The organism is Halalkalibacter akibai JCM 9157, assembly GCF_000513135.1.
GTDB lineage: Bacteria > Bacillota > Bacilli > Bacillales > Bacillaceae_D > Halalkalibacter > Halalkalibacter akibai.
Map to the genome: position 1 here is coordinate 59,015 of NZ_BAUV01000005.1, position 21,487 is coordinate 80,501.

Below are 21,487 nucleotides of genomic sequence, written 5' to 3' on the forward strand. Positions count from 1 at the left end.
ATGGCAACTGGAAAAAGCTTTAATCATAAGAGAAAAGGGCACCCTGGAGCATTTCCGAAAGAAGGAGAAATGAAAGAACCGAAAAATAACATAAAAGAAGAAGGATACTTAGTTGAAAAAGAAGCTTTTCGAAATCGTGTGACTGAGTAATGTAGAGTGCCTGTCAACGTTTGAAAGTGCGTTGGCAGGCATCATTTTTTGAATGAATTGTGTCGAAATATTTAAAGGATTATGTGCTTGTATTTCAAAACCTCTCGTTATACTATTAAAATACATACCTACCGGTTAGTATATAATGGAGGAGGAGTCACACTCAACGTGAAAGATCAAAAAAGATTATGGATCTATTCATTTATTGGCATCATAACCACCAGTGTTGTACTCGCTTTTGCACGCCTTTCTTACGGCACAATACTTCCTTTTATGCGAGAAGGTTTACAAATTACGTATAAAGAAGCCGGACTGCTTGGGACGGTCACATCTTTTGGGTATTTATCTATGGTTGTTACTGCCGGCCTCCTATCCGCAAAGTGGGGAGGGAAGAAAACGATCCTTTTAGGTATTAGCCTAGTTACCGTTGGTTTTATAGGTGTGGCTTTAAGTCCTTATTATTGGATTACTTTATGGTTTATGCTTTTACTAGGAATAGGTACGGCCTTTACTTATACTCCTTTGATTTCCTTGCTCGTCACATGGTTTCCTAAACAAAAGGGATTGGTAATCGGTTTAACAACAAGCGGTGTTGGTATTGGCATTTTACTCACAGGTCTAATGGTTCCTTATATAAGTCGATTGTATCCAGTCGTTGGCTGGAGAATTTCGTGGGGGTTGTTTGCACTTGTGGGAGGCATTGTAGTCTTCTGCATATATCTTTTTATTAAAAATCCACCTTCTATTACATCCTCAGAAACAACAGAGCTACAAACACGTCCTAAAGATATTTATAAAAATAAAGATGTCATTAATGTCTCACTGATTTATGGCTTAATTGGTGTTGCTTATATCGTTCAAATGCTTTTTGTAATGAGTTTTATGATCGAATCAGAAATAAGTATGACACAAGCAGGTCAACTTATCGCACTAAATGGTATTTTATCCATATTTGGAGGTCCGTTATGGGGATTTATCTCTGATAAGTTAGGACGAAAACAATCACTAATCGCTACGATGACCATTACTTTTGCTTCTATGACACTCCCACTCTTTTTTCCAACTCTTCTTGGATTTACTGTTCATATTGTTGTATTAAGCTGTACGTTAACAGGATTATTCACATTAATTCAAGCTTCAACGATGGATCAAGTAAAGCCGATTGATATGCCTTTGGCGTTCAGCTATGCAACCTTTTATTTTGCAGCAGGTCAATTTATTGGACCGTTTATAGCGGGATGGTTGATCGATGATTTTGGTGGCTTTAGTAGTGCTTTTCTTTTTTCGACAATTTGTTTAGGGTTAGGTTTGCTTTTAACTTTTAAAGTGAAAAGAGGCAGAGTCCAGACTTTTTCTAAATCTAATCTCACTACAGAGGTAAACTAGTGTTTTTCCTCTAAAGGAGGTGATGTATGAGTTTTCGTCTTAGTTTAAATTTAGCAGATAATAGGGGGATGATTTTTATTGAAAAATTATTTGAATTTCTATCCTAATCGTGTACCAAGAACGATCACTATACCTGAAACGACTCTTTTCGAAAATTTAGAAATGTCAGCACGTCGTTATCCAAATAAAACAGCTCTTCATTATTACGGAAGAAAGGTTTCCTACCAAGAGTTATATGAAGAGGTATTGAATCTTGCTGGATATTTGCAGGAGAAAAGTGTGAGCAAAGGTGAACGTGTCCTTCTGTACATGCAAAACTCACCACAATGGATCATTTCTTTTTATGCTATTGCTCGTATAGGAGTAGTTGTTATTCCAGCCAATCCGATGTGCACTAACGAAGAGCTAACTTTTTTTATCCAAGATGGAGCGGTGAAGACCGCAATCATATCTCAAGAATTGCTAAATAAAGTGGATTCAAGCTTGCTTGAGCAAGTGATCGTTGCCGCTTACTCAGATTACATTGACCAAGAAACAGACTTGGCACTGCCTCCCGAGGTAAGAGCACCTAGACAGGAAATCCCTCATGAATGGGTGCATTGGATCAATGCAATTTCATTTGGTTACTCCCCTAAAGAAATGAAGGTAAGGGCTGATGACCTTGTTGTTATGCCATATACGTCAGGGACAACTGGCCTTCCAAAAGGATGTATGCACACAAATAAAACGGTGCAAGCCAATATCGTCAGTGTAACCGTGTGGCAGAGTGTCACTAGTGAATCTGTTCACCTATTAACTCTTCCTCTCTTTCATGTAACTGGCATGCTTCACAGTTGTCATGGTCCTTTGGCTGGTGGATGTGAAATCGTAATAATGACAAGGTGGGATCGCGAACTTGCTAGACAATTAATTGAGAGAAATCAGGTTACACACTGGACAAATATTAGTACGATGTTAATAGACTTTTTAGCGAATCCCAACTTAACTAAAGAATCGTTAAACACAGTTGAAGTTATTGGGGGTGGAGGAGCACCTTTACCAGCAGCGGTTGGAGAGAAATTGTTTGAACTGGCTGGAATTCGCTATTCAGAAGGATATGGTTTATCTGAAACAATCTCGCACACACACTTGAATCCGCCAGATCGGCCAAAGATGCAATGTTTAGGTCTCCCGTCTCCAAATACCATTTCTAAAATTATTGACCCAACTACATTAAAGGTGTTAGGTCCTAATGAAGAAGGCGAAATCATCGTTTACGGTCCACAAATTTTCAAAGGATATTATAATCGTCCAGAAGAAAATGTAAACGCATTCATAGAGGTTGACGGTCAACCTTACTTTAGAACAGGCGACATAGCGAAATACGATGAAGAGGGATATTACTTTATTGTTGATCGAATTAAAAGAATGATTAATGCTTCTGGATTTAAGGTGTGGCCGACCGAAGTTGAATCAATGCTTTATAAACACCCCGCCATTCAGCAGGCTTGTGTTGTCGGGATACCAGATGAAAAAAGAGGTGAAACAGTCAAAGCCTTTATTATCTTAAATGAAAAAAATAAAGGGAAAATCACAGAAGAGGAGATCATCGAGTGGTCTAAAAAGCAATTATCTGCTTATAAATATCCAAGAATCATCGAGTTCAGAGAGCAACTTCCAACTACGAGTAGCGGGAAATTGTTATGGCGTCATTTGCAAGACGAAGAAAAAAGAAAAGTGTTGGAGGGATCATAATGAATGTTGAAACAGTAACAGGGCCAATATCTGTTGATCAACTAGGGAAAACACTCGTTCATGAGCATTTTGTGTTTGGCTATCCTGGCTACAGTGGTGACTCGACACTAGGAAGGTTTCACTACGATGAAGCCCTTAAAATAGGGATTGAAGTAGCTCTTAAGATTATGTCACATGGTGTGAAAACGGTGATGGATCCAACACCAAATGAATGTGGTCGAAATGTACGCTTGTTAAAAGATATTTCAGAACAAACGGGCCTCCAAATCATCTGTGGAACTGGATTTTACTATGAAGGTGAGGGAGCAACACCATACTTTAAATCCCGTGCTGCATTAGGACCCGCTGAAGAAGAGATTTACGAAATGTTTATCACAGAAATTAAACAAGGGATTGAAGATACAGGGATCAAGGCAGGTTTTATAAAACTTGCTTCTAGTAAAGACGAAATTACAGATTACGAGAAAATGTTTTTCAGAGCCGCCGCTAGAGCTCATAAGGAAACCGGAGTTGTGATTCTCACACATACACAAGAAGGGACAATGGGTCCTGAACAAGCAAAGTTTTTAGTTGAACTTGGGGTAAATCCTAACTCCATTGTGATTGGGCATATGTGTGGGAACACCGATGTTAATTACCATAGAAGAACGCTTGAACAAGGAGTTAAAATCGGATTTGACCGTATTGGCCTTCAAGGGTTAGTAGGGTGTCCGACTGATCAAGAAAGGATAGCGGTCCTACTTGAATTGCTTAGTGAAGGATATGCGAACCAAATTTTCTTAGCACATGACACGGTGAATATTTGGTTAGGTAGACAACTTGTTGTTCCTGAGGCTGCATTACCTGCAATTGCGAACTGGCATCCCACTCATATTTTTGAAAATATTGTACCAGACTACGGTTAGCTGGAGTGACGGATGAGCAGCTTAATGTCATGTTCAATCAAAATGTGAAGTCACTTTTCACAAAAACTAGGACAATAGCGACAAATTAATAGAGTACCTGTTACTTGTTCTCAAGTGACAGGTACTTTTTTGATGTTCATAAAACTCTATTCATGCCAATTCTAATTTTCTGGTATAATACTAGAGTAATTATGCCATCTAGTAGAAAGGACAAGTGATGAACAACAATGGAATTACAACATAAAGAAGAAATGCAACCTAGTAATAAGAACTCGATTAGAATGACTGTTAAACAACTAATTGAGCATTCCTATTTTCAACCGATTGTGATAGGAATTATCCTATTAAACGGTTTAATCATTGTGACTGAAACGTATCTCACTGGTAATAGTCTATTACTTTCTTTAGATAAAATCATTGTTTGGATTTTTGTAGGAGAATTAATTTTAAAACTCGTTGGACTTGGCTTCAAAGGGTATCTAACCGATCGTTGGAACCGCTTTGACTTTCTAATTGTTGTAGGAAGTTTGGTGTTTTATTCAACGCCATTTGTTAGTGTTTTAAGGTTAGTCAGGGTACTGCGTCTGATCAGAATGATTCCCGCTATCCCAGCGTTACGAAAAATTATTGATTCCTTAATGAAGTCCGTACCTGCGCTTACAGGAATTCTAGGGTTATCGATCTTGATTTTCTCAATCTATGCAATTATTGGAACGACTTTCTTTAGTGAAGTTCTTCCAGATGAATTCTTTGGTAGTTTTCATTCATCGCTATTCACTCTGCTTCAAGTAGTGACGTTTGAATCATGGGCAAGTCAAGTAGCAAGACCAGTGATCAATGAAATTCCATGGGCTTGGGCTTATTTTGTTTCCTTTATTATTATTGGAGCGTTGGTCATTTTAAATCTAGTTGTGGCCGTTATTTTAAGTTACCTTGGCCAAGATGACGAAGCTATTCGAGAAGAGCAGATGAACAAACTATTTCAAGAAAACCAAGAGCTTAAAAAGGATATTCAGGAGATTAAGCAATTGATATTAGATAGAAAATAATAACGAAGAGAGTAACCTGTTGCTTGTCGGATACGACGAGTAGCAGGTTCTTTGTTGATTTTACTTCCTGAAACTGGCGTGGAATATTAAATGTTTTTTATGCTAAGATTAAAGGCTGAAAGGAGTCGGTTTAAATGGACATCATTGCAATGATAGCTGAAGATAAAATAAAAGCAGCCATCGAAAAAGGAGAACTAGATAATCTACCAGGGCAAGGCAAGCCTCTTGTTTTCAAAGACGATTATCCTGGAATGTCAAATGACATGAAGATGGCGTTTCGAATGATGAAAAATGCCGGTTTCATAGATGACAAGACTGCAGTGCATAAAGAATTATTGAATGTAAATGATTTAATCCGATTATGTGATGATAATCGCGTTAAAACAGAAGAAGAAAAAAAAGCATCTGTCAAAGAACAGCTGTTTGACGACGTTATGAAAAAGCGACGTGGAAAAGAAGAATTAAACTTTGGCAAGTATGCGCAGAAAATATATCAAAAGCTAAAAAGCAGCAAGTAATAAAGATCGCGATAGTTTGCGGTCTTTTTTGTATTTCAGCCTTTACATAGATAACGTTGGTCTAACGCTTTTTCCTACTACATACACTTTAATCTTGGAGCATGGTTCGAGGTAAGGAGGATTACTAGTGATTTCTTCCCTTAATGAACACGTATTGTTTATTTTAAAGACGATTTCGGTCGGGGCTTTAATCTTTTTAACCCTAATTCTACTGAAGAGATGGTTGAGGTGGTTTTTCAAGGAATTTGATTTTTCGACAGAGAGTAAAGAGAAGACCACAGAGGTGTTTTTAAATTCGTTCTTAAACTATGCTGCTATTGTCGGGTTTATTGTCTATGTGCTAACTCCTTATATTGATTTGACGAAAGTGTTAATGGGAGCTGGAATCGTTGCTCTGATACTGGGAGCTACGTTGCAAAAGTTTATTAAAGATGCTTTTTTTGGATTTATCAGGCTGTATGAGAAGCAGTTTATAGTTGGAGATTTCGTTATAATAAATGGAAAGCATCAAGGTACTATTGAAGAAATTCGTGTTCGTTTTATTAGAATTCGTGAGTGGTCAGGCCGGCGACTGATGTTAGCACACAGTGAGATTTTAGAAATTCAAAATTATAATCATTCCGAATTAAAAGTGATCGAAAAAATTGTAATTGACAATCAGGAAAATCCTGAAAAAGTAAAGGTAGTGATTGAAAATGTTTGCGAGAAGCTGAATACGGAAATAAAAGAATGGTTGCAAGTAGATCAGTCAGGAAATTCAGTCCAGCCATTTGAAGTTTATGGGATTACTTCACTAAACAGAGATTATGTTGGTATTGAGTGGACGGTCATCGGAGTTGTCAAACCCGAGCATTATATAAAGGTATGCAACTTAATCCGTTATGAATTAGCGGTAGCGGTATACAAGGAAAAGATAAGGTTGGCAGCGAATACGGTCGTTTCCCGTTCTTGAGGATACCTATAACTAATGTGCGTAAAAAAGACTTGCCCAGTAACTTGATTCACCGGGCAAGTTTTTTCCTTACTACCTTGTAGCGACAATCGCCTTACTCTTATATAACCACGAACCAATGAAAAACGTGACAACTCCCCACAACACCATAACTCCAACACCAAACCAAAGTGTGCTAGAGAAAATGCTAGTTGAATACACCATACTTTCTCGTAACCCTTCAACAAAGTAGGTGAGAGGAAGTACGTTTGAAATAGGCTGTAACCATTCAGGCATCGTCTCAATTGGGAAAAACACGCCACTTAAAAACATCATAAAGAAATTGCTTATATTGGCAACACCCATATAAGCCTCGGTCGTTTTACATATCGAAGAAAAAAAGTATCCTAATGCATTAAAGGAAAGAGCACCTAGTAAGAAAACAAATAGGAGACTCGGAAAGTTAATATAAAGATTTGCTCCAAAAATGAATACCCCGATTAACGATAATAAAATAATTTGAACGACACTAAACAGCAAGCGCATGACCATGTCACTTAATCCAAAAAGATTCATATTGGCAGGGGTCATTCGTAATCTTTTAATAAGTCCTTTTCTCCGCATTTCTACTAAATCGACCATTCCAAACAATCCACCTTGAGCGATAGCAAGAGCGATCATTCCGGTAAGAAGGAAGTCTGAATAACTCAATTCGTTATGTCCCGATGAGATAGATTCAAATTGTAACTCATATGTAGGGGGAGCGCCCACTGCATAGAGATTTGCTTGTTGTACAAAGTTGTTTAACATACCTGAAAGAGCTTGTGTTGTGACTCCTTGTTCGTTTTCTTTATTCACAATAAGAAGAATAGAAGTGGATTCAGCAGAGTTTGGCAAAATAATTGCAGCCTGCACATCTTGGCTTTTTACCAGCTCTTCAGCTTGCTCTCTAGTAACATCATTTGACTCACTTTCAAGAACGGGAATCTGGCTAATTTGCTGAAAAAGCATATCAGAGGTAGGATTTGGATTTTCATTAACAATTGCCACGTTCGCAGAGAATTCATTATCGGAACCTCCACTAAAAATAGACATAAAGATGACCATTAAGATAACTGGGAAGAAAATCCCCCAAAACCAAGCTTGTTTTTCTCTAAAGGTTAATTTAAGCTGAGCAGAAAACATATGTTTAAACTGCTTAAAGTTGTTCAAATTAGTCCCTCCATTCCTTACCAGTAAATGCGATAAAGACATCTTCTAAACTCATTTCACGAATAGAGACTTGTTCGACACGATAATTCTTCTCCTTTGTGAATCCAAATAAGTCATACAATGTATCTTCCGGGTTCGTGGTCCATATTTTTAACAACGTTTCTTCACGCTCTGTCCGAGTAACAGACTCTAGTTTCTCTGAAAAAAGATTCGCTTCCTCCGCAGCAAGAGCTCCATCAAGAAAAGATAATCGTACTTCTCTTTCTTTTGTTAACTTTTCAATTAGGGCAGAGGGAGTATCTAATGTAATCACTTTTCCTTGGTCAACGATACAAACACGGTCACTTAATTTCTCTGCTTCTTCCATATAATGAGTCGTTAAGATGGTTGTTTTACCAATTTCCTTTAGTTGTAAGATGATATCCCAAATGTTTCGCCGTGCTTGTGGATCAAGCCCTGTTGTCGGTTCATCTAAAAAAATTATTTCTGGATCACTAATCATCGCCAGACCAATCGCCAATCTTTGTCGTTGCCCACCAGAAAGCTTTTTTGTTTGATTATGACGGTGATCAGTAAGATTGATCAATTGTAAAATTTCTTCTGTCGACCGAGCTTGATCGTAAAAAGTCGCAAATAAATTCAAATTTTCCTCAGGAGTTAACAAATCGAACATCGCACTAGATTGCGGCTGGACACCAATTTTCTTTTTAATTGTATTTGCATGATGGTTCCAGTTTAATTCTCCAAAGAAGATGTCACCATGATCGGGCGTAACTAACCCTTCAATCATCTCCAGTGTCGTTGTCTTACCTGCCCCATTTGGACCAATAATCGTAAACACTTCTCCTGCCTTTACTGCAAAATTAATGTCCTGAACAGCACGAATGGAACCAAATGATTTTTTTAAGTTCCTCACTTCCAATACGGTCATGAATTCTCCTCACTTTCAGTTAGCTGCACTTAATAATAAACTCTATATCCATAATAGTTTTATAATCTCATAAATAATACCTTTTTTTTCCAAAGAAGATGTAAAATGAAAAATAAATCGAACGAAAAAGATGAAACTTCCCAATATAGAGTATAAAGAAAAAAGGAGGGTTGATTGTGACAGATGAGACCAAATATCACATGCTTATTAGACGGATATTGGAGGGAGATCAACAAGCATATAGTGAACTATATGACGTCACAATAAAACAAGTTTATAAGAATGTTCATTTTCTATTAGAGTCAAAAGAAGAAATTGATGATGTGATCCAAGATATTTATTTAGAAGTATTTAAATCACTCGGAAGATTTGATAAGCAAAGAGAATTTAATCCATGGCTCATGGGGTTAGTGATTAGACAAATTCAATCTTACCGAAAAAAAAGATGGACACGATTGCGGATCATTAAAAAAGCATTTGAAAATAATGTAACCATTACAGGACAAATATTTAACTGTGTAGATCAATTTGTTACTAATGACGAACTGATTAGATTAATTGAGCAATTACCATTTAAACAGAAGCAAGTAGTTATTCTTCACTATCTTAATGATTATTCACAGGAAGAAGTAGCAGAAATCTTACAAATACCAATCGGAACAGTTAAATCGAGAATTCACGCAGCGTTAGGGAAATTACGAAAAAAAGGCTTGATACAGAACCTTCTATTAGAGGAAGCGGGGAATGAGGTATGAGCATGGAAAAAAGGTTACGACAAGCTTTACAAGAGCAGGAGGTTGACCCATCACCTTCGCTAAAAGGAAAGGTCTTAAACCAGATTAGACAAAAGCAGAAAAAATCAAAAACAGCAATTATTGCTGGGATTATCCTTGCCTTTTTTATTTTCCCTGCAAGTGCCTTTGCTTATCAAACCTTTTTAGCAGATGAGTTATATGGATCTTTCGATTCGCTTAAGAATCGTTTTGCAGGTGTTACGATGGAAACGTACTTTATCATCAATGCGAAACTCTCGCAAGCTAAAGGAGAATTAAATAGTGAAGAATACGCGATCTTTAAAGAGCAATTAAAAGTAATTACTAGTTCAAAAGTTGAATGGGGTGATTCATATGGCAACATTGACTATGATTCTATACCTGGAGAAGATGCTAAGACGATTAAAGAGGCTCTTATCGAACTACAACCTTTTTTTGACCGCTTAAATGGTCTTAAATCTAGTAAAGAGGTTTTAACAGAAGAAGAGTATTTGAAGTATATAGAGGCATTAATGACCTATGAAAAAATTCTTGTGCAAAGTGGAATCAATCCAAGTGTACGTTTTGAAGTGGAAGAGGTTTTACCGAGCTTACAAGAAGACCTAATAGCTGCTCAGCAATTTATGCAAGAGGTTGACGAGAGGCAACGTTAAAGGAAATAATAAAGCGACTTCTGTTGAAATTTAGGGATATCCGAAAAGGTATGAAACTCTCGGATATCCCTTTTGTGTTGAGAGGTAATAGTTATTTCTTCACAAACATAGGTAAATCAGTGTGTCCCATTAAGCGAACATAAACGAATAAATTCCCTTTATGATTAATTTCATGGTCAATAGCTATATTTAATAGGTTTTCGGCTGGAAGTTCTATACCCATAATAGCGGTTAAATCAATCAACTCTTTTAAATCTTCATCAGTTAGTGATTCAATTAATTGAACCGTTTCGTCCGTGTAAAGCTGAGCCAACTCATGTAATTCCGGGTTTGAAGCTTCATCGTGCAGAGATTTTGGTGCTTGTTTAGCTGCAGCTGATGCAAATTGATAAAAGGACGTTACCATATGTAAGACAAGTTCTTTCGTGGACATGGACGAAGGTGTAGGTTTGAAATCATAATCTTTTTGCTCAATCTTTCCAATTAATTCATTTGTAACATGACGATGTGATAGAAAATAATCTTTTAATTGATTTGCTTTGCTCATAGAATATCTCTCCTTGTTTTTATTCATTTACTTCTTTTAAGTTAGTGGTTCTTTACTTAATAGTCAAGTGAAGTCACTCGTGTTGGGTGCCTGACCCCCAGCGCTTTAAAGCGCTGGGGGTCAGGCACCTTTTTTTCCTTTTTTATCACTTTTTTAAGGGAGAGGGCATTATCGCGCATTTTCCTTAATGCATTTTTCTTTAATTGATGAACCGAGTTTCTTGAAGTGCCAAATGTTAGTTGGATTTCCGATGGTTTTTTTTGTAAAACAATTGCTTCGTACACCCAGGTTTTTTCCTTTTCGGTTAGATTCCAAAGGTACGCTTCGAGTAATTCATACTCGAGGGGGATTGGGCCACCTTTGCTCGGAACCAACTCGATGGTTTCCTCTTCGGTAAAAGCATGGCGTTCATTATATGTTGTTTCTTTTGTGAGGTGGGTGAGCATTCGACCGCGAATAAACGAGATCGCGTACGTTGAAAACTTGCCTTTATCAGGGTTAAATTGTTGATATGCGTCCCAAAGAGCAATACAACCAACCTGGTAAAACTCATCAAAATCTTTGTATAACCGTAAAGAGACGAATTGTTTCTTTATCGCTTTTTCATACAGACGTAACACTTCTTCAAAAGGTTGGTCTTGTATATTCACTTTGCTTCCTTTTTGGAAAGCGCGCTTCCTTCTTTATTCCGTCGGTAGCTTTAAGATATCGAAAGAAAAGAGCATCGTCATTTGTCGAAATAACAATTAAACAAGTCGCTAAAAGGTTGAAAAATTCGTTTTTGTTAGGGAATTTTTAAAAAATGGAACAAGAGCGAGGTATGATTTTTAATAAAGTGTAATGTTTCTAACTAAAGGAAACATCCTCCAAATGAGGAGACGTTTTTGAATTGAGAAAAAGATAGAGATCGTTGAAAATAGAAGAAGTGTGTTCACGATAGAGAGGAGTGATGAATTCGTGAGTCGAAAGGAAATGAATGAAATACATTGGCTCCGGATCATTGCTTGTTTGAGTGTTGTCCTCACTCATGCTGTGAGTAGAGTGTTAACCGATTTCTCTGTGACCGGGGACGAAAGGGTTCTGTATAGGACTTTTCAGATGATGTTGCTTTATGGGACACCAATGTTTGTGTTAATTTCAACGATTGTTATGACACATGCTTATAAAGAGAAGATCCCACAAGGCTTTTTAAAAAAGAGAGTAAGTTTTATTTTAATCCCTTATATGGTGATGGCTACATTTTATGCTAGTGACAAATTCTACCGCTATAATTGGACAATAAACGATTTTGCCAAAGAACTGGGCTATAACTTGATTGGACAATGGCATGGATATTTTGTTTTAATTATTTTTCAGTTTTACCTTATTCACTTGTTATTTATTAAATATATGAAAAAGTATAAACCATTGGTTGTTTTAACCATAAGTTTTGTTATTAGCGTTGGTTATTGGATAAGCTTCTATTTTTATTGGATTGATTACGTGAATCAGTCGAGTTACCTAACTCTGTTCTTTTCAAGAATTCTATTTGTTGGTTGGTTATTTTATTATGTTGTTGCTTTTTATTGTGGAAGGAACTATGAACGCTTTACACAGATGCTAAATAAAAATTGGCTTTTGATACTAGTAGGAACCGTTGCTTCAGCATTACTCGTTCAAACTATATTTCATTCAGGATTGCTTATGCGAGTGACATCAGCTCGTTTTGATCTAATCCCTTACACCGTTTTTATTTTCTTTTTGTTTTTCTACATGGCCTCAAAAGTAAGACGAGTACCGAGATCACTTGTGTTGATCAGTGTATATTCATACGGTATCTATTTGCTGCACCCGTTTGCTCAGACGGTGACTAGTAGGTTTTTCTCATCTGCTGAAATTAGTGAATATCAGTATTTGCTTATTCAGTTTCTAGCTGGAGTAGTTATGCCGATGATTATCATCTTTTTTATATCGCAATTTCGATATGGTGTTTATATGATTGGAAAAACGCCTGTTCGAACTCGAAAAACATCTAAACAATTAGGAAAGCCCAAAATTGAACAAGCTGTTTAAACTCTAATTAGTTACCTAGTTGGAAGGTATAAATGTAATGTATAAACGTAATTTTGCCATTTACAGAAGTGATACTTACTGATATGATAAATCAGTTAAAATGAGTGGAGCTAATAACACTGACACAGAAGATAATAAAATAGGGTAGGTTTGTAGGGCCACTGAAATAAGGTTTTTTTACTTTTTCAGTGGTCTTTAAACTCATTGGGAATATTATTTGTTTTGTGTAGTGGCTCTGAAATGAATATAACTATTGTATGTTCACTCACTAACTAAATAAGGAAGCTGTTAAAAGTGCCCTCACTTAAGTGCCAAACAATCTTTTAACCTACCCGTTTTTACTAGATAAATTATAATTGAGAAGGAGGACGTTTTTTGAATGCTAATAATGTAGAAACTAGCGAAACAATCTCAGAAGGTGAATTCAAACGAATTCCAATAATGGTTTCATTGATTATTGGTGTATTCTTTGCAATTTTGAATGAAACCCTTTTGAACGTTGCTTATGTCCAATTAATGAATGATTTTGGGGTAACTACATCAACGATTCAGTGGTTAACAACAGGCTTTCTACTTGTCGTCGGGATTTTAATTCCAATTACGGCACTGATCCTACAATGGTTTACAACGAGGCAAATCTTTTTAGGTGCGATGAGTATTTTTGCAGTCGGAACATTGATTTGTGCATTTGCTCCAAACTTTCCGTTATTATTAATTGGTCGTTTAGTCCAAGCCGTTGGGACCGGTCTTCTCATTCCTGTAATGATGAATACCGTATTAGTTCTTTTTCCTAAGGAAAAACGAGGATCAGCAATGGGGATGGTCAGTCTAGTCATCATGGTTGCTCCTGCAATTGGACCAACACTTTCAGGGATTATTGTAGAAATGTTCCACTGGCGTTTCTTATTTATTTTTGTTTTGCCATTTATTGCATTCTCACTGGTTTTTGCTTTCATCTATTTGAAAAATATTACAAAATTAACAAAACCAAAGGTGGATATCCCCTCCATTGTTTTCTCAACCTTAGGATTCGGTGGGATCGTTTTTGGTTTCAGTCAAGCTGGTAAAGGAACAGCAGGTTGGTCCCACCCAGAAGTTTATCTTTTTATTGTAGTAGGGATCATCTCGTTAATTATTTTTGTGAAGCGCCAGTTACAGCTGAAGGAACCGATGCTTGATGTCCGAGCATTTCGCTTTCCGATGTTTACTCTTGCTACCATTTTAACAGTTGTATTGATGATGACGTTGTTTTCAACGTTCATTATCCTGCCTTTGTTTTTACAGCAGGGACTTCTATTTACCGCTTTTGCGACAGGTCTTGCCTTTTTACCAGGAGGAATTATTAATGGAATTGCCTCTCAAACGTCTGGTAGATTGTATGATAAATTTGGTCCAAGGGCTCTCGTCATACCAGGGGCATTAATTGTTGTTATTGTCATGTTCTTTTTTTCAAAAGTTACGATTTTAACTTCTTTTACGACTTTTATAGTATTGCATTGTTTGTTAATGTTTGGAGTGGCCCTGATCATGACACCTATTCAAACAAATGGATTGAACCAGTTGCCACCGAAATACTATCCACATGGGGCAGCCATTCTAAATACATTAGTTCAAGTGGCTGGTGCGATTGGGATTGCCGTATTTGTGACTGTACTAAGCTCTAGCCAAGCGAGATTTTTGGAGAATGTTGGTGGCAATGTAGAAGCAAATCAAGCCGAGGCATTAATAGCAGGCGTTCAAAGTGTATTTGCAATCGGGTTTGTGTTTGCGAGTATTTGTTTATTTTTAGCCTTGTTTATAAAGCGCCCAGTTACAAGCGAAGGGCTAGATATTTTAGAAGAAAAAGAGAAGGATAAACCGGTACATTTAACGCCTTAACGGATTTTAAACATAAATTCAATAGAACATTCATACATCTACCTTTTTAGAAAAGGGTAGGTGTTTTTTTGTTGCCATAACCTAACTGTATAGGACAAATATTGACAATAAAAAGGGATATAAAGTTTAGCTTATTGTAATGAAGTGATATAATTATAAAGAGAAAAATTAGTTTTATTCTAGAAACAAATCACTATGCTTCTGGCATTAAGAAAGAGTGGTTGTGTCTTAATAATTGTTTATTATTTTATGAAATCATGGCTACCTAAATCATGGGTAGTCTTCTTTAATTACAGTTGAAAGAACAAAAAACTATTGTGAATATGAAAATAATCTTTAAAAGGAGGGGTTAAATTGAGTGAGATTTTTAATCAACTAGAAAAGATAATAGATGAACATTATCTTACAGAAAAGATTTTTATAGTGCCGTCTCATCGTGATGGGAAGCTTGCGATCCGAGCTTTAACGAAAAGGGGAAAACATGTATTAAATGTCAAAGTACAAACATTTCACGATTTGGCTCAGGAACAGGTTCAACCGGTATTAAGAAAGAGTGGGCAGTCACCCTTGCCCAATGTAGTGGGTAGACAGTTTATTTATCAAGCGTTAAAACAACTTAAAAAGAAGAAAGAACTGTCCTATTTCAAGGATGTTCAATTTAATCCATCTTTCTGTCAGGCGTTCTACCAAACCCTATTAGATTTGAAACAAGTAAATGTCAGTCTGGAAAATTTTCCGATGGATGCTTTCTTAAAATCGGACAAAGGACAAGATATCGAGAAAGTTTTTACAATATATGAAGAAAAGAGAAAGCAAGCGCAGTTTATGGATGTGGCCGATTTATTCCAACTGGCGAAAAAGACAGAGTCCACTGCACGAACAGATGCAGTCTATATCTTTTTTCCGCATGAAGCTTATCACGTAGTTGAGAAAGAATTTTTTCTTCATTACACAAAAGAAGCAACAGTTATTCCACTAGCTCTTCCTGAAATTGAGGGCTTAGAACCTCTTTCGGCAATGGTTAAGTGTGAGGAACCGGTTACTACTGACCATCCGTTTAAACATATCTTTGATGTTGAAAAAGCGATAGAAGAAGGGATGCCTTCTTTTGAATTAACAGCAACGATAAGTGAGGATGAGGAAATTCAAAGTGTTTATCGCCGTATGAAGCAAGAGGAAATCCCATTTGATCAGACCGTGCTTTTTTACACGAGCCAGCGGCCATACATCGAGAGTTTAAGACGTCTTCAGCAAAAATTAAACCTTCCAATCACTTATGGAGAAGGAATTTCAATGGAGTTAACGAAACCAGGGAAGTTTCTTAAAGGCCTATTTCGCTGGATTCGTGATGATTTTAATGTCGCTACTTTAGCGAAACTGATTCGTGAAGATACGTTCGAAAAACTACCTTTACACCAAGAGCGCTTAATTAAATTATTAAAAGAAAGTGACATCCGGTGGGGAAAAGAACGTTATCTCCAAAAGTTACAAGAGAGATTAAACGTTTTTGTTGAGAAACAAGAGCAAGGATCGAATGTTGATTATCAATTGGATCAATACAAAGAATTATATAAGTGGACTGCGAAAATCCTTGCTCTGATTCCAGCAGCAAAGCCTTGGGAGGAAATCAATTTTAATGATTGGCTAATCAATGTGAAAGAGCTAATCTCTGATTATGCAAATGGAAAAGAGCTTGCGAGAAATGAGCAAAATGTAGATCAGCAGTCTTTTGATAAGATCGCAAAAGATCTCATGATAGAGGAGATCAAACAAATTATAGATGTTCAAGAGGAGCGCCTCACTCTTAGTGAAGCGATTAGCTTTACAGAACAATGGCTTCTTTCTTTGCCGGTAGGAGCTCGTAATCCTAAACCAGGTCATTTACACGTTTCTCCACATCGAAACGGTCTTTATGTGGACCGAGAACATGTTTTTATCGTCGGAATGGACAACGGGAAATTTCCTGGAAGAGTGAAGGAAGATCCATTGCTATTAGACCGGGAACGTAAGAAGATTCATGAAGAAATGACACTTGGAAAAGCATTTGTAAAACGAAATGGCTTTTTATTTGTTCAAGTTCTTCTAGCAACAAAGGGGAAAGTTCAATTGAGCTTTCCGTTTATGGACACGGTTGATAATCGTCAAAGCTCTCCTGCTCATCTGTTCTTACAACTGTTTAGAATACAAATGAATAATCCGGACAGTACAGGTGAAGATTTAATGGAGAAAATGGCCGAGAATGTTCATTTCATAAGAGAAGATGTAGGTTCGATGCTTCAGCAAGCGGAGTGGTTCGGTACGCAAATATGGAATAATCACGAACTAGATCAAAGCTTGTTACAAGAAGGTTCGTTTGAAAATATACAACAAGGCTTTAAAGCAAGAGCAGCTCGTTTAATGGAGCAAGTCACAGAACATGATGGATTTGTAGAGTATGAAGGAAATAACCTCGACCCACGCGAAAATCAATCTATGCTTTCTACGAGTAAGCTAGAGCAATTAGGTACCTGTCCATATTCCTTTTTTCTACGGCATATCTTGAAAATAGAAGAGGAAGAGGAGGAAGAGTTCGACCGATACTCTTGGCTTGACGCAGCTACAAGAGGAAGTGTGCTTCATGACGTATTTGAACGTTTTTACAGGTTGTTACATGAAAAGAAAGAAAAACCAAGCTTTGAAAAACATTTATCTGTCATTCTTTCTCTCTGTGATGACGTGTTGCTTGAAAAAAGAGAACTTCAGCTTCCACCGAGTGAAATGGTGTTTGAATTAGAACGACAAGAGATGTTAGAGTCATGCGGCTTGTTTCTAAAAGCAGAGGAAGAAGCCAGTGAAGATGGAGAGCCATTATTTTTTGAATTTACGTTTGGAATGGACGGAAAAGAACCGGCTGTTATTGATCTTCCTAACGGGAAACAGCTTCAGCTACGTGGGAAAATAGACAGAATTGATAGAAGACCTGACGGCACGTATTCTATCATTGATTATAAAACCGGAAGTTCGTACGGCTACGGAGAAAAGAAGTATTTTAATGGTGGTAGAAAGTTGCAACATATTCTTTATGCCCAAGCTTTTGAGAAATTAGTTGAGCATGAAGGTGGTCGTGTAAGTTCAAGTGTTTATGTGTTTCCAACATTAAAAGGGCAAGGCGAACGTGCTTACAGAACTCATACAGAAGAACAAAAACAGGCTTTCATTCAAATCGTTGATCATCTTTGTAATTACTTAAAAGAAGGACACTTTCCTTATACCGATAATGAAGATGATTGTAAGTTTTGTAACTTTAAAAGTATTTGCAGTCGCCACACGTACGACCAAGAATTACTTAATAAGAAAGCAAAAGATGAGCGGGCAAAAGGCTGGCAAGCATTAGAGGCGGTGAGAAAGCATGACTAATCGGGAAATCGTCGATCAACTGGAACGAGATAAAATATCAAATGAGTTAACAACGAACTTTTTGGTTGAAGCAGGAGCAGGGTCCGGGAAGACTCACAGTCTTGTTGAACGAATGGTAAATCTTGTGACAACGAATACGTTTAAGATTCAGCAAATTGTCGCCATTACTTTCACAAAAAAAGCAGCTGATGAGTTGAAGGAACGTTTTCAAACGGGACTAGAAAAAAAGCGGAAAGCAACAGATGATCCATTAGTGAAGCAAAGAGTGGAAGAAGCATTAGCTGATTTTGATCAATGTTATTTAGGCACTGTCCATGCTTTTTGTGCAAGACTTCTTAGAGAACGTCCGATTGAAGCTGGGCTTGATTTTGATTTTACCGAAATTGACGAGCGTGAAGATAAGCAACTAGCGGATGAAGCTTGGGAACGTTACATTCAAGACATCAGACGCAAACAGAAAGATAAAATGGATGAGCTAGGGGAGTTAGGTTTTAATATAGCTGAACTTCGAAATACGCTTCACTATCTAAGAGAATATGGCGATGTACATTGGCATTATGATGAGGTTGAAAAACCTTCTCTCACACCAGCTTTTACAGAACTTAAGAAGTTCATTGAATACACGAAACGCTCACTGCCAAAAGAAGAACCTGAAAAAGGCTATGATGCTCTGCAAAAGAAAATTTTAAAAACCATCATGCAGCTTAAATATTCAGACGTAGAACAAGAGAAAACCATCGTGCAGATGCTACGTCCGTATCAAAAGAAAAGTGCTGTAACATTAAATCGCTGGGAGAACAGTGATGAGGCAAAAGAAATACGCGATGAGATCCAGCTTTTGTTAGTAGAGGTGGTTCAACCGACGCTTGAACGGTGGTTCGAGTACTGTCATAGCAAGCTGATTCCATTTTTAAAACCGGCACTAGCCTATTATCAAAGTCTTAAGAAAGAACGCTCCGCTTTGAATTTCCAAGACTTACTCGTGAATGCTGCTAAACTATTGAAAGAAAACAGTGAGGTGCGCCGTTATTTTCAACAAAAGTATGGTTGTCTGTTAGTCGATGAGTTTCAAGACACCGACCCGATTCAAGCGGAAATTATGCTTTATTTGACAGGGGAGGAATTGACTGAAAAGAACTGGACAAACATTACGCCGAGACAAGGAACTCTGTTTGTGGTTGGAGATCCAAAGCAATCAATCTACCGTTTCAGAAGAGCGGATATTGACATTTATCAGAGAGTTAAAGACATGATTGCTCAAACAGGCGGAGAAGTTCTTCATTTAACGATGAACTTCCGAACGATTACGGCAATTACAGAACCGCTAAATGCTGTGTTTGAAGGTCCCCTTCCTCCAGAAGAAACACCATTTCAAGCAGCCTTTCGACCATTAAACTCTTATAACATAGGGGAAAAAGATGAAGAAGGCTTAAAAGGTGTTTATCAACACATAGTTCCTTATAATCGGAAAGCGCAAGAGGTGTTAGAGGCAGACTCGACGGCCATTGCTCATTTTATTCGAAACACCTTAGATGAGGAAAAAGCACAGCCTAAAGACTTTATGGTACTTACCCGTTACAACGGAAACTTAAAGGATTATGCGAAAAAACTTGAGGAGTACGGCATACCTGTTATGACTACGGGGGAAGTTTCCCTTGTAGAAGATGAAGAGATTCAAACGCTTGTTCATGTGATCCGTCTATTAACGGAGCCTTCGAACAGTCTTTACATGACCGCAGTCTTGCGAGGGCCATTATTTGGAATAAGCGACCGTCTTCTATATGAATTTGTTTCAAATAGCGGGAAATTACAGGTAACGAAGCATATCCCTGAGCAATTAAAGGAAGAAGATAAGATTCTTTTAGAACAGGCTTTTTCAAAGATAAATAAATATTATAAATGGACGAAAGAAGACTTACCTTCTGCAGCGATTGAGAAAATAATGGATGATATCGGCTTATTATCAATTTATATTAAATTACGTAAAACAAGAAGGGACTTTACCCGCCTGTATCAAGTGCTAGAACGGTTACGCACGTTTGAAGCCAATGGTAATAGTGAATTTCACTTAGTGGCTGAACGTCTTGTTGAAATGGTTCAAGAAGAAGCGATAGGTGAAATGACGTTACCGAATGAACAAAATGCGGTAAGAGTCATGAATGTTCATAAGTCGAAAGGCCTTGAAGCACCGATTGTCTTTTTAACGCAACCTAATAAGTTTATTGATACAGAAACTAAAATTAGTCAGCATATTAAACGACAGGGCACCGATTCAATTGGTTATTTCTCGTTTCAAAATGATAAAGGCGAACTGATGGCCCAACCAGTTCATTGGAACGACTTTAGAAGCGAAGAATATCAATATCTGCAAGCAGAAGAGTTGCGTCTACTTTATGTGGCTGCAACTAGAGCGAAACAGATGTTGGTCGTTAGTGGCATGGAGAAAAACAATGAGAAAAATAATCCGTGGAATATGCTACTTACAGGGATGGACCTTGAGTCACTTACTATTCCTGAAAATGTCGAACCACCTCAAGCTCTAACTCAAGTGAGGACGGATGTGGCACAATTTAAAGCGATTAAAGATGAATTGAAAAGTTGGATCGAACCACTATCTCAATCAACGTATAGTGAGTATAGTCCGACAGATGACACGAAAAAGCTTCCACAAGGGATTGAACGAGAAGACGGTGGAGGAAAAGCATGGGGAAGTGTCATTCATGCTGCATTTGAAGTAGTCTTAAAGGGGAAAGAACAGACAGAAGGCGAAGTTAAAGCCTTATTGGTAAAAGAAGGGCTAGCAACAGAACGCCTTCAAGAAGTATTGCAGACAGTCGAGCGTTTTAAAGAATCGGACTTATATCAACGAGTGAAGCAAGCTGACGCCTATTTTGTAGAAATGCCATTTTCACTCTCAGTAAAAAAAGGAGATCCCCTTTACTCACCAAATAACAAAAGTGACGTTGTTTTTATAAGCGGAGTAATCGACTTACTTATTAAAGAAGGAGATCAGTGGGTAATCGCTGATTTTAAAACGGACCGAGTGAAAACGGACAAAGGCTTATCTAAATTGAAAGACCACTATCAATCCCAACTTAACTTATATAAACAAGCATGGGAGTTTATGACGAATGAACAAGTGAAAGAAACATTATTTTATTTTGTTACACCGAATAAAACGATGGTGTTGTAAACAGCTTGCTAAACAAAGTAGAGATGGAAATCGCTTCGATTTTCATCTTTCTTTTTTGGGTAAATGCGATTTACATACATACTTATAGAAAATTACTACGCTCGAGCAGGAAAGTTTGAATTATTTACTTACTATTATATAGTGATGGTGCAAGGTTATTTTTTCTCAGAGTAATAAGA

The 21,487-nt window shown here is 37.4% G+C and carries 16 protein-coding genes and 1 pseudogene; 13 read left to right on the top strand and 4 right to left on the bottom strand.

All coding sequences use genetic code 11. The features are described from left to right. From JCM9157_RS24865 to JCM9157_RS04730, 7 genes and pseudogenes are all read left to right on the top strand, one after another. Positions 1–150, top strand: a complete 150-nt coding sequence (locus JCM9157_RS24865) for a hypothetical protein (protein WP_162831750.1) — start codon at positions 1–3, stop codon at positions 148–150. A 168-nt stretch (positions 151–318) separates the two neighbouring features. Continuing rightward, entirely contained in the window at positions 319–1,536 is a 1,218-nt protein-coding gene (locus tag JCM9157_RS04705) for an MFS transporter (protein ID WP_052012945.1), read from the top strand. 78 nt (positions 1,537–1,614) lie between these two features. Further along, a complete protein-coding gene (locus JCM9157_RS04710) occupies positions 1,615–3,270 on the top strand; it encodes a long-chain-fatty-acid--CoA ligase (protein WP_035662714.1) in 1,656 nt (551 codons plus the stop codon). Beyond that, positions 3,270–4,264 (top strand): annotated as a pseudogene (locus JCM9157_RS04715) (phosphotriesterase family protein). Before JCM9157_RS04710 ends, JCM9157_RS04715 begins: the two are co-directional and overlap by 1 nt. A 138-nt stretch (positions 4,265–4,402) precedes the next feature. Then, entirely contained in the window at positions 4,403–5,224 is an 822-nt protein-coding gene (locus JCM9157_RS04720) for an ion transporter (protein WP_235714790.1), read from the top strand. A 134-nt stretch (positions 5,225–5,358) separates the two neighbouring features. Beyond that, positions 5,359–5,742 carry a DnaJ family domain-containing protein gene (locus JCM9157_RS04725; protein ID WP_035662715.1) on the top strand — a complete coding sequence of 128 codons (384 nt, stop codon included), beginning with the start codon at positions 5,359–5,361 and terminating at the stop codon, positions 5,740–5,742. A 127-nt stretch (positions 5,743–5,869) separates the two neighbouring features. Next, positions 5,870–6,694 carry a mechanosensitive ion channel family protein gene (locus tag JCM9157_RS04730; RefSeq protein WP_052012946.1) on the top strand — a complete coding sequence of 275 codons (825 nt, stop codon included), beginning with the start codon at positions 5,870–5,872 and terminating at the stop codon, positions 6,692–6,694. A 72-nt stretch (positions 6,695–6,766) separates the two neighbouring features. Here JCM9157_RS04730 and JCM9157_RS04735 read toward each other — a convergent pair whose 3' ends face one another. Further along, complete coding sequence (locus JCM9157_RS04735) at positions 6,767–7,885, bottom strand: ABC transporter permease (protein WP_235714791.1); 1,119 nt, start codon at positions 7,883–7,885, stop codon at positions 6,767–6,769. A 1-nt stretch (position 7,886) separates the two neighbouring features. Beyond that, the gene (locus JCM9157_RS04740; RefSeq protein WP_035662716.1) at positions 7,887–8,816 is read right to left on the bottom strand and encodes an ABC transporter ATP-binding protein; all 930 of its coding nucleotides are present in this window, start codon (positions 8,814–8,816) and stop codon (positions 7,887–7,889) included. Between the two features lie 176 nt (positions 8,817–8,992). Between JCM9157_RS04740 and JCM9157_RS04745 the strand changes: the two genes are divergently transcribed. Together JCM9157_RS04745 and JCM9157_RS04750 are read left to right on the top strand one after the other, a co-directional pair. Then, positions 8,993–9,571: a sigma-70 family RNA polymerase sigma factor gene (locus JCM9157_RS04745; RefSeq protein ID WP_035662717.1), complete on the top strand. Its 579-nt coding sequence runs from the start codon at positions 8,993–8,995 to the stop codon at positions 9,569–9,571. 2 nt (positions 9,572–9,573) lie between these two features. Next, positions 9,574–10,242: a DUF3600 domain-containing protein gene (locus tag JCM9157_RS04750; RefSeq protein WP_052012947.1), complete on the top strand. Its 669-nt coding sequence runs from the start codon at positions 9,574–9,576 to the stop codon at positions 10,240–10,242. A gap of 91 nt (positions 10,243–10,333) precedes the next feature. Here the strand turns inward: JCM9157_RS04750 and JCM9157_RS04755 are convergent, their stop codons facing one another. After that, entirely contained in the window at positions 10,334–10,789 is a 456-nt protein-coding gene (locus tag JCM9157_RS04755; protein ID WP_035662720.1) for a DinB family protein, read from the bottom strand. A gap of 56 nt (positions 10,790–10,845) precedes the next feature. Then, positions 10,846–11,439 (bottom strand): sigma-70 family RNA polymerase sigma factor, encoded by a 594-nt coding sequence (locus JCM9157_RS04760; protein WP_052012948.1) that lies wholly within the window; start codon positions 11,437–11,439, stop codon positions 10,846–10,848. Positions 11,440–11,746: 307 nt separating this feature from the next. On the opposite strand from JCM9157_RS04760, the gene JCM9157_RS04765 reads away from it, so the two are divergent. The 4 genes from JCM9157_RS04765 to JCM9157_RS04780 all read left to right on the top strand — a co-directional run bounded on the left by JCM9157_RS04765 (position 11,747) and on the right by JCM9157_RS04780 (position 21,308). Then, positions 11,747–12,841: an acyltransferase family protein gene (locus JCM9157_RS04765; protein WP_035662721.1), complete on the top strand. Its 1,095-nt coding sequence runs from the start codon at positions 11,747–11,749 to the stop codon at positions 12,839–12,841. Between the two features lie 441 nt (positions 12,842–13,282). Next, positions 13,283–14,719: an MDR family MFS transporter gene (locus tag JCM9157_RS04770; protein ID WP_081734049.1), complete on the top strand. Its 1,437-nt coding sequence runs from the start codon at positions 13,283–13,285 to the stop codon at positions 14,717–14,719. A gap of 354 nt (positions 14,720–15,073) precedes the next feature. After that, a complete protein-coding gene (locus JCM9157_RS04775) occupies positions 15,074–18,115 on the top strand; it encodes a PD-(D/E)XK nuclease family protein (RefSeq protein WP_035662723.1) in 3,042 nt (1,013 codons plus the stop codon). Next, positions 18,108–21,308 carry a UvrD-helicase domain-containing protein gene (locus tag JCM9157_RS04780; protein WP_035662725.1) on the top strand — a complete coding sequence of 1,067 codons (3,201 nt, stop codon included), beginning with the start codon at positions 18,108–18,110 and terminating at the stop codon, positions 21,306–21,308. Before JCM9157_RS04775 ends, JCM9157_RS04780 begins: the two co-directional genes overlap by 8 nt. Positions 21,309–21,487 lie beyond the last annotated feature (179 nt).